This is a genomic window from Floricoccus penangensis, from assembly GCF_001832885.1.
Classification (GTDB): Bacteria; Bacillota; Bacilli; order Lactobacillales; family Streptococcaceae; genus Floricoccus; species Floricoccus penangensis.
Map to the genome: position 1 here is coordinate 88,339 of NZ_MKIQ01000005.1, position 13,543 is coordinate 101,881.

The 13,543-nt window shown below is 33.1% G+C and carries 14 protein-coding genes; 2 read left to right on the forward strand and 12 right to left on the reverse strand.

All coding sequences use genetic code 11. The annotated features are described in order from the left end of the window. Positions 1–21 precede the first annotated feature (21 nt). Complete coding sequence (locus BG262_RS02670) at positions 22–1,764, reverse strand: glycoside hydrolase family 13 protein (protein WP_070787356.1); 1,743 nt, start codon at positions 1,762–1,764, stop codon at positions 22–24. 490 nt (positions 1,765–2,254) lie between these two features. Here BG262_RS02670 and BG262_RS02675 point away from each other — a divergent pair, with 490 nt between their 5' ends. Continuing rightward, the gene (locus BG262_RS02675) at positions 2,255–2,554 is read left to right on the forward strand and encodes a YbaB/EbfC family nucleoid-associated protein (RefSeq protein ID WP_070787357.1); all 300 of its coding nucleotides are present in this window, start codon (positions 2,255–2,257) and stop codon (positions 2,552–2,554) included. 56 nt (positions 2,555–2,610) lie between these two features. Here the strand turns inward: BG262_RS02675 and rsmI are convergent, their stop codons facing one another. The 11 genes from rsmI to BG262_RS11025 form a co-directional block, all read right to left on the reverse strand. Then, complete coding sequence (gene rsmI / locus BG262_RS02680; protein ID WP_070787358.1) at positions 2,611–3,483, reverse strand: 16S rRNA (cytidine(1402)-2'-O)-methyltransferase; 873 nt, start codon at positions 3,481–3,483, stop codon at positions 2,611–2,613. A 9-nt stretch (positions 3,484–3,492) separates the two neighbouring features. After that, entirely contained in the window at positions 3,493–3,807 is a 315-nt protein-coding gene (gene yabA / locus BG262_RS02685; RefSeq protein ID WP_070787359.1) for a DNA replication initiation control protein YabA, read from the reverse strand. Continuing rightward, complete coding sequence (ricT, locus tag BG262_RS02690; protein ID WP_070787360.1) at positions 3,800–4,597, reverse strand: regulatory iron-sulfur-containing complex subunit RicT; 798 nt, start codon at positions 4,595–4,597, stop codon at positions 3,800–3,802. The genes yabA and ricT overlap by 8 nt, the downstream gene beginning before the upstream one ends. Further along, on the reverse strand, positions 4,594–5,484 hold the full coding sequence (locus BG262_RS02695) for a DNA polymerase III subunit delta' (protein ID WP_070787361.1): 891 nt from the start codon (positions 5,482–5,484) through the stop codon (positions 4,594–4,596). The genes ricT and BG262_RS02695 overlap by 4 nt, the downstream gene beginning before the upstream one ends. 30 nt (positions 5,485–5,514) lie before the next feature. Further along, positions 5,515–6,159: a dTMP kinase gene (tmk, locus tag BG262_RS02700; RefSeq protein ID WP_338061280.1), complete on the reverse strand. Its 645-nt coding sequence runs from the start codon at positions 6,157–6,159 to the stop codon at positions 5,515–5,517. A gap of 75 nt (positions 6,160–6,234) precedes the next feature. Further along, positions 6,235–6,897: an ABC-2 transporter permease gene (locus BG262_RS02705; RefSeq protein WP_070787363.1), complete on the reverse strand. Its 663-nt coding sequence runs from the start codon at positions 6,895–6,897 to the stop codon at positions 6,235–6,237. Between the two features lie 10 nt (positions 6,898–6,907). After that, the gene (locus BG262_RS02710; protein WP_233278812.1) at positions 6,908–7,765 is read right to left on the reverse strand and encodes an ABC transporter ATP-binding protein; all 858 of its coding nucleotides are present in this window, start codon (positions 7,763–7,765) and stop codon (positions 6,908–6,910) included. Beyond that, entirely contained in the window at positions 7,755–8,141 is a 387-nt protein-coding gene (locus BG262_RS02715) for a GntR family transcriptional regulator (RefSeq protein WP_070787364.1), read from the reverse strand. Before BG262_RS02715 ends, BG262_RS02710 begins: the two co-directional genes overlap by 11 nt. Positions 8,142–8,318: 177 nt before the next feature. After that, entirely contained in the window at positions 8,319–10,694 is a 2,376-nt protein-coding gene (locus tag BG262_RS02720; RefSeq protein ID WP_070787365.1) for a DNA translocase FtsK, read from the reverse strand. Positions 10,695–10,841: 147 nt separating this feature from the next. Further along, positions 10,842–12,776, reverse strand: a complete 1,935-nt coding sequence (locus BG262_RS02725) for an acyltransferase family protein (RefSeq protein WP_083312876.1) — start codon at positions 12,774–12,776, stop codon at positions 10,842–10,844. Between the two features lie 226 nt (positions 12,777–13,002). Next, positions 13,003–13,071: a hypothetical protein gene (locus BG262_RS11025; RefSeq protein ID WP_353511599.1), complete on the reverse strand. Its 69-nt coding sequence runs from the start codon at positions 13,069–13,071 to the stop codon at positions 13,003–13,005. On the opposite strand from BG262_RS11025, the gene BG262_RS10905 reads away from it, so the two are divergent. Next, positions 13,043–13,543 (forward strand): hypothetical protein, encoded by a 501-nt coding sequence (locus BG262_RS10905; RefSeq protein WP_233278813.1) that lies wholly within the window; start codon positions 13,043–13,045, stop codon positions 13,541–13,543. The two genes, BG262_RS11025 and BG262_RS10905, sit on opposite strands and share 29 nt — an antisense overlap.

Consider the following 13,543-nt stretch of genomic DNA (forward strand, 5'->3'; position numbering starts at 1 on the left):
GTAATTTGATATATACATTTTCTACTTCAATTCTATTACAAAACCTTTTGGTTCCACAATATTTTCATTTACAAGATTACTTAACAAAATATTTTTGTCTTTATTAAATTCAACTGCTTTCGCACCTGCATTGAAGAATGCTTTTAGATTTCCACGTTGTAATTCAATAACTCCATTTTCTTGATCAACTAATTCCCAGATTAAATCAGATTCACTAAGTTCCATATCGTTATCACGACGAATTTTGATTAGATTTTTAACAAAGGCATACATATCTTGATCCTGGTCTTCAATTCCCCAAGGCATGCAGCGGCGACAATCGGGATCCATTGAACCTGTAACACTATACTCGTCTCCATAATATAGACATGGTACTCCTGGTTGAATATATGTGAAGGCCATCGTTTGTTTAACTATATCTTTGTCATCTTGAGCTACTGTCAAAATTCTAGGAGTATCATGACTATCTAGGATATTGAACATCATTTGATTAGTCTGTCTACGATACTTCATTAGTTGGCTATTGATAACACTAACCATCTTATCTAATGTAATGTTTTTGTGTACAAAGTACCCGATGATTGCATCAGTATAAGAATAGTTCATTACAGCAGTAAATTCGTCTCCTTGCAACCAGCTTTGAGAACTATGCCATATTTCACCTAATATGTAGAAGTCTTTTTTCAAACGGTCACAACGACGACGGAATCTCTTCCAAAAGTGGTGATCAACTTCATTTGCAACGTCCAATCTCCACGCATCAATGTCAAATTCCTTAATCCAGTATTCAGCAATATTCAATAGAAAATCTTGAACCTCAGGATTAGCGGTGTTTAATTTTGGCATATGAGGGGTGAAGGCAAAAGTATCATATGTAGCATCGTTACTAAATTCGAAATCATTAGTTTCAGTATAACTTACTGGGAACTCATTAATTTGGAACCAATCTGCATAACGAGAATTTTTCCCGTTTTTCAAAACATCTTGCCATTGAGGACTCGTATCACCCATGTGGTTGAAAACAGCATCTAACATTACTTTAATACCACGACTATGACACTCATTCACTAGTTTTTTGAATATTTCTTTATCTCCAAAACTCGGATCGATATGAAGGTAGTCTTCAGTATCATATTTGTGGTTACTATTTGCCTTAAAAATTGGGCAAAAATAAATCCCATTAATCCCTAGGTCTTGTAAATGATCTAAATGGTCAATTACACCCTGTAAATCTCCACCATAAAAATCTTGTCTATCTGGTACTTCATTTGGATTCCAGTCCTTTACACCCTCTGGATCATTTGATTGATCTCCATTGGCGAAACGCTCTGGAAAAATTTGATACCAAACTGTCTGTTTAACCCAGTCTGGCGCCTTAAATCTATCTATCTCGTGAAAATATGGCATTCTGAAATAGTTATTAGGCATTAGGTAATATGTTTCTTCTGCCGGGAAAATCCCTTGATCAGTATAAAGAACTATACTTCCGTCAAAACCCGTAAGTTTAAACATATAGCTTAGTCTCTTATATTTTGCACTTATTTCTATATTATAGTAGTCAAAAAGTTCTGTTTGAAGTTTAAAATCCATTTCATAAGGTTGTTCAAACCAACGTTCAGTGTCTAATAAATACGGATCACCTGCTAATAGTTCAACTTTAGCTACGTCATTTTTTGCTACTTGTAACCTAATATGCATAGTCTCTTTAGTGTATAGATAACCAAATTCACTTTCAGGTCTATGGTAAATTGCACCTGTATTCAATTATAATTCCTCCAAATAAGATAAAATCTGAATAGCACATTTTATCCAACAAACATTAAAGATATCTTAAATTAATATTGCGGAGTTTAGTCTGGCTTTTCTTCAGTAATTTGGTACTGAAAAACAGTACTGAATTAGTTTATCATTTTAGATATTATTTGCAAGCGATTGCTCCAAATAAGTGCATCTTTAATTCATATTTCAAGCTAGTTAGAGCACAAACAAATTAAAACGTTTGCATTAGTGATTTTTGTCAAAAAATAATTATTTAAATTATCGTATTTATAATTTCCAAACAAAATTTTTATTCGTAGTCAAATATGAGTGATTAGTATGATTTAATTATTTTTTCTTGATAAAATCCTTATTCCACTCTATAATTAACTGTAGAATTCATAAGTATCCTATAAGTTAATTTGATTTGTACTGACTTATGCTTATGAACTAATAAAAATCAACATTGGTTGATATATAAGGAGAACAAACTATTATGATGAATATGCAAAAAATGATGAAGGAAGCTCAAAAACTTCAAAAACAAATGCAAGCTTCACAAGAAGAAATTGCTAACACAACTTTCACTGGGAAATCAGCTCAAGACTTAGTTGTTGTAGAATTTTCAGGTGATAAAGTATTGAAAAATATTACTATTAAAGAAGATATAGTTGATCCTGAAGATATCGAAACTCTTCAAGATATGGTAATTGATGCTGTGAACTCAGCACTTACAACTATTGATAAAGAAACAGAAAACAAAATGGGTAAATTCGCTAAGAACCTTCCATTTTAATTAATGTATTGATACCTGTGTTTACAGGTATTTTTTTATTAAAAAAGATTGAAGCTTTAATCTTCAATCTCATGGTATTCTTTATATACATCTTGTCTAGTTAACTGCCTTCTTTTGGCAGTTTTTTTGATGGCTACATTTGTTTTATCACCATCTTCAATATAAGAATCAATCTCTTCTTTTATTGATAGACTATCAAAATCTGATTCGGGCTTTTCTAACCCATCAGAACCTTCGACAATTATTAAACATTCTCCCTTAATAGGAAACTCTTCAATACTTGTCAATACTTCTGAGATAGTACCACGTCGATACTCTTCGTAAATTTTAGTCAATTCACGCACCAAATTAATTTGGCGATCTCCATAAACTTCTAACATATTTTCCAAAGTATCCGCGACCCTGAAAGGAGATTCATAAAAAATCTGGCTCTCTGGATAGTTCATCTTTTCTTGAAAAAAAGCGATTTGCTGATTTTTCTTTCGAGGTAGAAATCCATAAAAAATATGAGGCTGTGGACTAATTCCACTAGCGATTAAGGCTGTGATTCCCGCACTTGCTCCTGGTAATGCGACAACTGGAATACTTTCTTCAATTGCTACTTTTACCAAATCATGACCAGGATCACTAATTGAAGGGAGTCCAGCATCACTTACTTGAGCAATAGAAAGTCCATCGTGCAACTTTTCAATCATACCAGGAATTTTAACAGAAGCGTTATGTTCATGAAAACTTTCCTGTGGCTTATCAATTTCAAAGTAATTCAAGAGTTTCTTAGTATTTCTTGTATCTTCACTAGCAATTAAGTCCACATTTTTCAAGGTATCTACCGCCCTAAAGGTCATATCTTGCATATTTCCAATCGGAGTTGGGACAAGATACAAAGTACCATTTCCACTTGTATCTTTAAAAGATTTTTGTATTTGCATGAGAACCCTCTATCTATAAATTAATTCAGTACAGAAGGCACATGATTCATCTGGTCCACGTCTTTGTCCATAAAACATTGTACAAATATGAAAACCTTCATCATATATTTTTTCAAGATTCAATTGTGATTTTGAAATTGGTGTTTTTTCCTTATTATCAAGCTCTTCTAAGCGATCTCTCAAACGGCTGTTCTCAACTTTAAGGATAGCGTTCTCTTGGATTGTTTCTTGCAATTCTTTTTTAATCGCATTAACATCTGCCAAGGTTACCGATAAAACACGCTCTAAATCATCAAATTTATCGAATAAATCTCCCTTATCCATAAGCTACCTCCACATCTGATAAAGAGAAGTCTTTAATCACATTAATATTTTCGTTTTGAATACGAAGTTTCACAGTGCTATTGATAATATTCATTCCAATAACCTTGCCCTCTCCCTCCTCAGTCATGAGTACATCACCATAATCTGGGAAGTTCTTTTTTGCTTCTCTATAAAATTCATCTTCATAAGAAAGACAACAGAGAAGACGACCACAAAGACCTGACAATTTACTTTGATTAAGTGTTAAAGCCTGATTTTTGGCCATTTTTATTGAAACAACAGGAAAGTCTCCCACGAAATTCGTACAACAAAGCGGACGACCACAAGGTCCTAGACCACCAAAAATTTTGGCTGCGTCCCTTACTCCAATTTGTCTCAGCTCTATTCTGACACGAAACTCATCTGCCAAATCCTTTAGCAACGCTCTGAAATCTACACGATGTTCAGCGACAAAAGAAATAAAAAGCTGTTTACGGTCAAAAGTATAACTTACTTCTACGATTTTCATGCCTAATTCATGTTCAGCAACCATGTGCTTGACAATTTTTTTAGCTCTAAGAGAATCCTCTTCAATATTATCTAACTCATCATAATCAGCATCCGATAAATAGGAAATAATTTGGCCATCAAGAGGCAAATCTTCAATTCCATTTTCCAGTACACGAACAATCTTTCCGACAACTCTATTTGATTTGGTTTTTGCTATAACAAGTTCCTGACAACAATATTCATCATCAGAAGAAAAGAACATGTTTGATTGACCTTGATTGAATTTTAATTCATATATCATTTATTTACCATACCATCTAATATTATAAATTCTAAACTACTTTGAAAATTAACATTACTTGACCACATTCTCTGAGCCTTAAATGTTCTTTCTAAAAAGCTACTTGCTTTTTTATCAGATAGTTTATCTGAAAGGTATATTTGTAAGAGAGAAAAAGCAATTTTTTGTTGGCTCTTCTCCTTAAATCTACCGAGTAAATTAGGAATGAATAGATAAGAATCTGCAGGTTGTTCAAGAATCAACTGACTTAACTTTTTAATCAGTCTACAAGCATCTTCAAACCATGAATCTTGTGCCATATTTAGAGCATCTTCAGGACTTGTGGCTAATTTACTAACAATAGTTGCAACATTTGGTAGTATTCCTTGTCCAACAAGATATTCTTTTAAATATTCACTTTGACGAGGAAAATTAAAAATCTGACTTCGACTTTTTATAGTATCAAGAACTAAATTTTCATTTTCGGTCAAAAGAAAAATATAAATATCACTTTCAGGTTCTTCAATTGATTTTAAAAGAGCATTTGCCGCATTAACATGCATTTTTTCTGCTCCGTTAATAATAACTACCTGTCTAGCTGATTCGAATCCCGATTGGCTGAATGTTGTTTGAAGGGCTCGAATTTGGTCTGTCTTGATTGTTTGACCATCTGGCTCTACTAAATGCATATCAGCAAAATCATTTTCTGCTACCAAGCGGCAGGACCTACATATCCCACAAGGTAAGTTATTACTTGGATTATCGCAAAATAAGGCTTGCGTGAGCCAAATTGCCATTTCCAATGAACCAAATCCGCCTGAAAAAAGGTAAGCATGGCTAAGTTTATTCTTCTGCAAGATTATTTCAAAGCGATGATAAATTTCAGGTTGAATTTCTTTTATGTTCATTATATCTTTCCTTGTTGAACTATTTCAACGTTATTTCGTGAAGTTATCTGGGAAGCGCTCCTTGATAACATCAATTGCTGCTTGAGTTACGTCATCAATTGATTTAGAAGCATCTATCGTTACAAAACGGTCAGAATTTTCTGCTGCTATTTTCAAATAACCTTGGCGAACTTTTTGGTGCATTTCTTCTTTTTCAAGGTCAAGACGATTGATTTCACGATTAGCTCCTGTCATCACGCGCTTAAGACCAGTTTCTGTATCAACATCCAAATATAATGTTAAATCAGGCTTCAATCCATCAGTCGCAAAGTTATTTAACCAATCAACTGATTCAACATCAATACCACGGCCATATCCTTGATAAGCTACTGAAGAATCAATAAAACGGTCAACAAGTACAATATCACCTTGAGCAAGGGCTGGTTTAACTTTTTCATTCAAGTGTTGACGACGTGCCGCAATATAAAGAAGTAACTCAGTTTTACCATCGATAGCAGTATTTTCAGGTGCTAGGATTATTTCACGAATTTCCTCAGCTATCCTGCTTCCTCCTGGCTCACGAGTTGCAATAATATTTCTTTTTCCTTCTTCAAGTACAGGCATTATATTTTTTAAAACTGTTGTTTTTCCAGCTCCATCAGGGCCTTCCAACGAGATAAATATTCCATTCATAATACCTAATTCTACCCTAAATTTAGGCAAATTTCAATTTGAAAAAAGCACTGAATTCAATGCTTTTTAGGTAATTTATTAACTTTTATATACTTTCTTTGAAACAAAATATGATAGAGCAAAAATCGTCAATCCTATAGCCATCATAATCAACCCTGATTGAATTGGATTGTTGTTAATGTAATTCATTAATTCAGGAATCTTTGAAAATAATTTTGTGTTTTCTTGAATGTACGTTAACACTGGAGTCGCAATTGCAAAGATTATAAAAAATGGAGCAACTGTTATGATTTGTGATTTTGCGAAATTAAATTTAAAGTACAACGGTAGTTGAAGACTTAAAATAAATAAGTCTATAAATATACCAATAAATACTAAAAATATGATTTCTTTAGAATTCAAATTCCCCTTAAAAATTGATGCCGTAATTAAGCTCACTATTAATGTTATTAATGCCACAATTAATAGTAATGATAATGCATATATATATTTTCCAAAAATAATGTCTTTTTTCTTTAAAGGAAGAGATGCGTATAATTTATCAAAATTATACTGCTTGATTAGTTGATATGTTGTATCAATTAAAAAAACTGTAAAAGTTAAAATAAGCATAATGATTTGTGGGCTATTTCCAATTACCAAAAATAAGGGTAAGAGTACAAACAAGGCAGCTATAAGTAATTTAAATTGTGATTTCATTGAGTAAAATTCTAGACGCATCACATTTGTTAATTTATTCATTTCTATCCCCCTATTTATTGATATAAATTAATATATCATCGATTGTTGCTTTTTCAGTGATCATATTTGTTTTAAGTGCTGCAATATCTTTTATATTCATCAAGCAAGAAAAGCCTGTTGATGTTTTTCTAAGACCAATTACAAGATTTTCAAACTCTGGATAAATTTCACTAATCTTTCCTTGAACTACAAAGTAAGATTCTACTAAATCATCTTTTGGACCAGTATAAAAAACTTTTCCATCTTTCATTAAAGTAATGTAATCAGCAATTTTTTCAAGGTCATCAGTTATGTGAGTAGAAAATAATACACTTGCTTCTCCCGATTCCATATAATCAAGTAAGATGTCCATCAGCTCATCTCTAGCAACAGGATCAAGGCCACTTGTAGGTTCATCAAGAATTAATAATTTTGCATTATGAGAAAGTGCAACTGCAAGCATCATTTTCATTTTCATACCTTTTGAAAGTTCTTTGACTTTTTTCTTTGAAGAAAGAGAAAACTGTTTTAGGTAACTGTGGAATGTATTTGAATCCCATTTACTATAAAAAGGACCAATTGCTTTTTCTATATCTATAGCTGTCCAATCTGAACTAAAAAATGTATCGTCAAAGACTGTTGCTATCTCATCTTTAAATTCACTTTTTCCTTCAGTATTTTCATCAAAAACATTAATAACACCACTGTCCTTTTTTATAAGGTCAAGAATTAAATTGATGATTGTTGTTTTTCCTGCTCCGTTTTTACCGACAAGTCCCATAATATATCCTACTGGTAAATTAAAAGATACATCATCTAGTTGAAATTCATTAAATTTTTTTGATAGGTTTAATACTTGTAATGCATTCTCATAATTATTATTCATCATTATCTTCCATCTCCATAAACATTTTAAAGTGATTTAACACCTCTTCGTTTGAGAGGTCAACTAAGCGCGCAGCTCGAAGAATTTGAGAGAAATTATCTTCAATCTCTGAATAAATTCGTTCTTCAAGTATGGAATTATCAATGCTATTCACATAACATCCTTTACCTTGAACTATTGTTACATATCCGTCTTTTTCAAGCTCTGTATATGCTCTAGTAGTTGTGATTACGCTGACCTTCAATTCTTTAGAAAGCTTCCTAATTGATGGCAATAAGTCATCTTTTTTCAACTGACCTGATAAAATTTGGTCTTTGATTTGGTTGTACATCTGTTGATAAATTGGTTCATCAGATGAATTTTGTATGATTAGATCCATGGACGTCTCCTGTTTCTAGTGATTATAATATATATGAACAGTATAATCAATTTTCAAAATAATGCAAGCGAAAAACTTAAGTTTTTTTAAAAAATTTTTATTGTGCAATTTGTGAAGTCATAGTTATAAGAGCTTACAAAAAAGAACATCTATTTCTAGATGCTCTTAATTAATATTTTATGCTTCTATATCTTGTCCGTCTTTTCCAACAAGTACTTTCCGCGGTTTTGTACCTTCTGCTGGTCCAATTATACCTGCGGCTTCTAGCTCTTCCATTATCCTTGTTGCTCTGTTAAAGCCTGTAGATAATCTTCTTTGAAGCATTGAAGCGCTAGCCTTTTGCGTCTCTAAAACAAGGGCTTTGGCTTCTTCAAATAATGGATCACCTGACTCAGTTCCTCCACCATAAGATGAACCATTGTCGGTATCGGCTACTTCTCCTGGATCAAATGACTCATCATAATCAACTTCTTCTTGATCTTTTACAAAGTTAACTACTCGTTCAACGTCATCATCACTTAGGAAAGCACCTTGTAAGCGAAGTGGATGGTTCTCATCAATTGGTTTAAAGAGCATATCTCCTCGACCAAGGAGTTTTTCAGCACCGTTTGAATCAATGATTGTTCGTGAGTCAGTACCACTTGATACGGCAAATGCAACTCTCGATGGTACGTTTGCTTTTATCAGACCACTAATAACATCAACAGATGGTCTTTGAGTGGCTAAGATCATATGGATACCAGCTGCACGCGCTTTTTGTCCGAGACGGATGATTGCTTCCTCAACTTCTTTACTTGCTACCATCATAAGGTCAGCAAGTTCATCTACGATAACCACGATTAGAGGTAGAGTTTGATATTTGGTATCTGACTGAGCATTGTATTGTTCAACCTTATTATTATATCCCTCGATATTTCTAACACCAAACTGACTAAATAACTCATAACGGTTTTCCATCTCATCCACGACCTTCTGTAAGGCACGGCTAGCCTTACGTGGATTAGTTACTACTGGGATCAACAGATGGGGAATATCATTATAAACTGAAAGCTCAACCATTTTTGGATCGACCATCAAAAATTTAACTTCTGAGGGTCTTGCCTTCATTAAGATACTAGTAATTATTCCGTTTACTGCTACTGATTTACCAGAACCCGTAGAACCTGCCACAAGTAAATGTGGCATACGAGTCAAATCAAATGTCTTAATTGTTCCATCAACCGCCTTACCAAGAGGTATATCTAGTAATTTGTTAGGATCCGTCTTGCCATTATCCCACATTTCCCTAAATCCAACTGTCGCTACTTGGCTGTTAGGAACTTCAATACCGATAAGTGATTTACCAGGAATTGGAGCTTCAATTCGGACATCTTTAGCAGCAAGTGCGAGAGCCAAATCATCAGACAAATTAGCAATTCTGTTCACTCGAACACCTACAGCTGGTTTAATCTCATATTTGGTAACACTTGGACCAACAACTGCACTCTCTACACTTGCCTGTATTCCAAAACTTTTAAATGTATCTTCTAAAATCTTGATGTTATCACGAACAATCTTCTTCTCATTAGATTGATTTTTAACCGGTATCTTAGCTAATAAGTCAATTGTCGGAAGCTTATAATTATCATTTTTCTTAGGTGCTTCTTGGAAGACCATTTCAACCTCTTCACCATCGTCTTCTACTTCATCGAAAAACTGTGGTTGGTCATCGTAATAATCGTTATCATCATACTGGTAATCAGTTTCTTGATACTGATCCACTTCATATATCTCACCAGTTTCTTGATCAAATATTGGGAGCTGAATTTGCGGTTCAAAACTCTCTTCTTCTTGAACTTCATCATATTCTACTGGATTGGCTGCTTGAATTTTCTCTTCAAGTGTTCTAGCTTCTTCTTCAGCTTGTCGTATTTCACGTTTTTCTTTACGTTCTTGACTTCTATCTTGCATATGATCTTTAATATTGAAAAATAGATTTTCAAACTTAGCACCTATATTAATTATAAAGTTAGGAGCTAAAAGATAAAAAGCAGAAGCTTCAAGAATTGTAGCGATGATATAAACACCGATTTGTGAAAAAAGAAGTTTCGCAGGATCATAGAGCACGGCTCCCATCATCCCACCACCAACAAAGTTAGTAACACGTAACTCTTTAAAATCAGACGACAAAACATTCCAAACATTTGCACTTCCGTAGAGTACATCAAACCTTGCTTGAAAAAGCAGAAGAAGACCTATGAAACCTAAAATAATTCCAAATATTCCTCGTTTAGATGGCTTAATAAATTTTTGTCGTGTCATTGTAACGAACAATCCTAAAAGTATTAATGTCAAAAATAAATATGCTAAAGAACCCACAAAAATTCTTGTCAGATTATACAGCGTAACTCCAACAATTCCTAATTTTAGCATAGCAATGATACTTAAGAATAAGATAATAATAAATATTATCATTTTTCTTGTTGCTTTTCTTTTTGCTACTTCTGCCTTTGTAGGGCTTTTCTTTCTTTTTTTATTCTTATTTGTATTAGTATTTCTTCTCTGAGTTGCCATAATATTCCTACCTATTTATCTAAGTACTAATTATAACATATTAGTCAAATCTTATATTATTAAGTTATATTTCAGTTTTCTCAATATGCTAATTTTAGGAAATGAAAAATCTCACCTTCAGTTTCCTGTTGATGAGATAATTTTAACTTATTCTTTTTTTGCGGGTTTTTCAGCAGCTGCATTAAGGGTTTTTATTAATCCACTTGTATAAACTCGTTTTAGATTTTTCCCATAGATTAAATGAACTCCGTCTTCAAGCTCACTCACGTAGTTTTGAGCATCCGTAGGCCACTCGTACGCTGTTACAAAGTCATATTTTTTAGCTGCATCTCTTATGAATTCTTGCGTGTTCATGAGAGTATCAGTTGGGTTTTTAGCGTTATAAGGAACAATGAATATTAAGCGACTTCCAGCAGGTAACTCCTGAATCATTTTATTGATGTAATCAGCTTCAGCACCGCCCATTGGATTTGTTCCAAGTCCAATAACAACATATTTGCCAAGCTTACCTGTTTTGAGCAAGTTTTCGAAGGTTTCATATCCGGCTTGATAATTACGGCTAACTTTTGCATCAACCACTGCCCCTGGAATAGTATCTGCTAATTCCTGTGCAGCACCCAACATGACAGAGTCTCCTATCAAGGTAACCCCACCTTTTATATCACTGCTAGCAATCGTATAATTCGCATATTTAACATTTTTTTCAACAACTTCTTCGTCAGAAATTAGTCCACTTAATGGATTTTTGAAATCAGAACTAACATAAATACTGTTAAAGATAGTATTCATTTGTATGCCAGCTGTTCCAAGTTCTTTTATTTTATTAGATGTTTGCACTAATTCTCCGTTATAAACAGATGACTCTAAATCGGAAATTGGTTTAGCGGTTACTCCTATGGTAATATCACCAATTAAAAGGATAGCAAGTGCTCCTATCACACCATATCGGACCCTCTTATCCTGCCAATATTGTATTAAACGGTCTAGATTTTTACCATGGAACCATGGTTCAATTCCATAATAAACTACTGCCGAAATAACCGTAGTAAGTATTAAACTTAAAATTCCAGCTACTAGTACATTGTTTATGAAGTAAGAGATTACAATCCAAAGTGGCCAATGCCATAAATACATCGAATAAGATATATCAGCTAGGAATTCTAAAACTCTTGGCTCTTTCGATGTAGTTATGACACTTAAAATACGAGCATTAGCTATCATTACTGCTGTGACTATTGAAGTAGCAATCAAACCAATACGGAATGTTAAGGGATTATCAAATGTAAATAATCTAGCCATTATTACTAAAATAATTGTCAATACAACCATAGTAATAATTGGTATTAGTTTATCTTTTTTTTCAAAAGTTCTTTGTTGTGATTTAGTTAATTTTATACCACATAAAGTTGCCGTCAAGCTTCCAATAAAGAATGGATAAAAATGACTTGATGCACTGTAATAAGTAACACTTGGATTTACAGGATTAAATTTCAATTCAAGAATAACTATGCTTATCAGCGCACCAACTAAAGAAGCAATCATCACAATTAATTTAAATTGATTCTCCCCACTAAGATTATTTTTCCTTCTTTTACTTATGATTTTATAAAGAAGGAAGAAAAATAATCCTCCCAACAAATAAAAAAGAAATTCTAAAGATAGAGTCCAAGTATGTACATAAAAGTGAGGGAAAAACTGGCTTTCGTATGAAGAACCTGATCTTATTTCAAAAAGATTTGTAACAAATCCTAATGCTGCCATTGCTTGATTCCCAATATTTGCACGATAATCGCTAGGCAAGAGCATACTTAATGGTAATGTAAAAAGAACCATTATAAGTAAAGGCGGAAAAATTCTCAAAAATCTTCTCCGATAAAAATCAAGAAGAGAAAAACTATCTTTTTCCCCAATCTCTTTAATCACTAGTGATGTTATTAGGTAACCAGAAAATACAAAAAATATATCTACACCAATAAATCCACCAGGCAATACATTTTTGAAGAAATGATAGATAAGGACTAGTACCAATCCAAGTATCCTAATAAGTGAGAACCACTTTATCTTACTATTATTTTTATTCATATATTTAACCAATATTCTATTTATCTACTACGACTGAAAAGTTATAAATTAATTCTCTATCTTTTCACCTATTATATAAACTATTCAATACAGAATGACTGCATTATGTCTAATTATAGATTTTATAAAATGCCTTGTCAAATTCTCCTAGACAATAAAATAAAAAAGAAAAAGGAGAAAATATTTTAAATTTTCTCCTTTTTTAAGAACGTTTTAACATTAGTTCTTAATTTTTTCTTCTTCTTTCAGCATAGGCAATGCTAATTGTGAAACTTAAAATTACAAAGCCAATCATTATAAAATTATCATTTGATTCACCTGTTTTAGGTAGATGTTTTTTATCTGATGAGCTTGGTTTCGTAGCTGTAGTGCTAGTTGAAATATTTGGTTTGTTACTTGTACTTGTTGATCCACTTGTACTACTTGGTTCGCTACTTGTGGCAGTTGAACTTGACGACTCACTTGAAGTTGTTGGCTCATTACTTGTAGTAGTTGAACTTGGTGACTTACTTGAACTACTTGGTTTACTACTTGTTGTAGTTGAACTTGGTGACTCACTTGAACTACTTGGTTTACTACTTGTTGTAGTTGAACTTTGTGACTCACTTGAACTACTTGGTTTACTACCTGTGGTAGTTGAACTTGATGACTCACTTGAAGTGCTTGGTTTACTACCTGTGGTAGTTGAACTTGATGACTCACTTGAAGTACTTGGTTTACTACCTGTGGTAGTTGAACTTGGTTTATCACTTGTAGTACTTGGTTAA

What these genes read in the sequence shown, in the direction of transcription:
- BG262_RS02675 (WP_070787357.1), top strand. Translation starts at nt 2,255, where the DNA reads ATGATGAATATGCAAAAAATGATGAAGGAAGCTCAAAAACTTCAAAAA.
- rsmI (WP_070787358.1), bottom strand. Translation starts at nt 3,483, where the DNA reads ATGCAAATACAAAAATCTTTTAAAGATACAAGTGGAAATGGTACTTTG.
- yabA (WP_070787359.1), bottom strand. Translation starts at nt 3,807, where the DNA reads ATGGATAAGGGAGATTTATTCGATAAATTTGATGATTTAGAGCGTGTT.
- ricT (WP_070787360.1), bottom strand. Translation starts at nt 4,597, where the DNA reads ATGATATATGAATTAAAATTCAATCAAGGTCAATCAAACATGTTCTTT.
- BG262_RS02695 (WP_070787361.1), bottom strand. Translation starts at nt 5,484, where the DNA reads ATGAACATAAAAGAAATTCAACCTGAAATTTATCATCGCTTTGAAATA.
- BG262_RS02705 (WP_070787363.1), bottom strand. Translation starts at nt 6,897, where the DNA reads ATGAATAAATTAACAAATGTGATGCGTCTAGAATTTTACTCAATGAAA.
- BG262_RS02710 (WP_233278812.1), bottom strand. Translation starts at nt 7,765, where the DNA reads ATGATGAATAATAATTATGAGAATGCATTACAAGTATTAAACCTATCA.
- BG262_RS02715 (WP_070787364.1), bottom strand. Translation starts at nt 8,141, where the DNA reads ATGGATCTAATCATACAAAATTCATCTGATGAACCAATTTATCAACAG.
- BG262_RS02720 (WP_070787365.1), bottom strand. Translation starts at nt 10,694, where the DNA reads ATGGCAACTCAGAGAAGAAATACTAATACAAATAAGAATAAAAAAAGA.
- BG262_RS02725 (WP_083312876.1), bottom strand. Translation starts at nt 12,776, where the DNA reads ATGAATAAAAATAATAGTAAGATAAAGTGGTTCTCACTTATTAGGATA.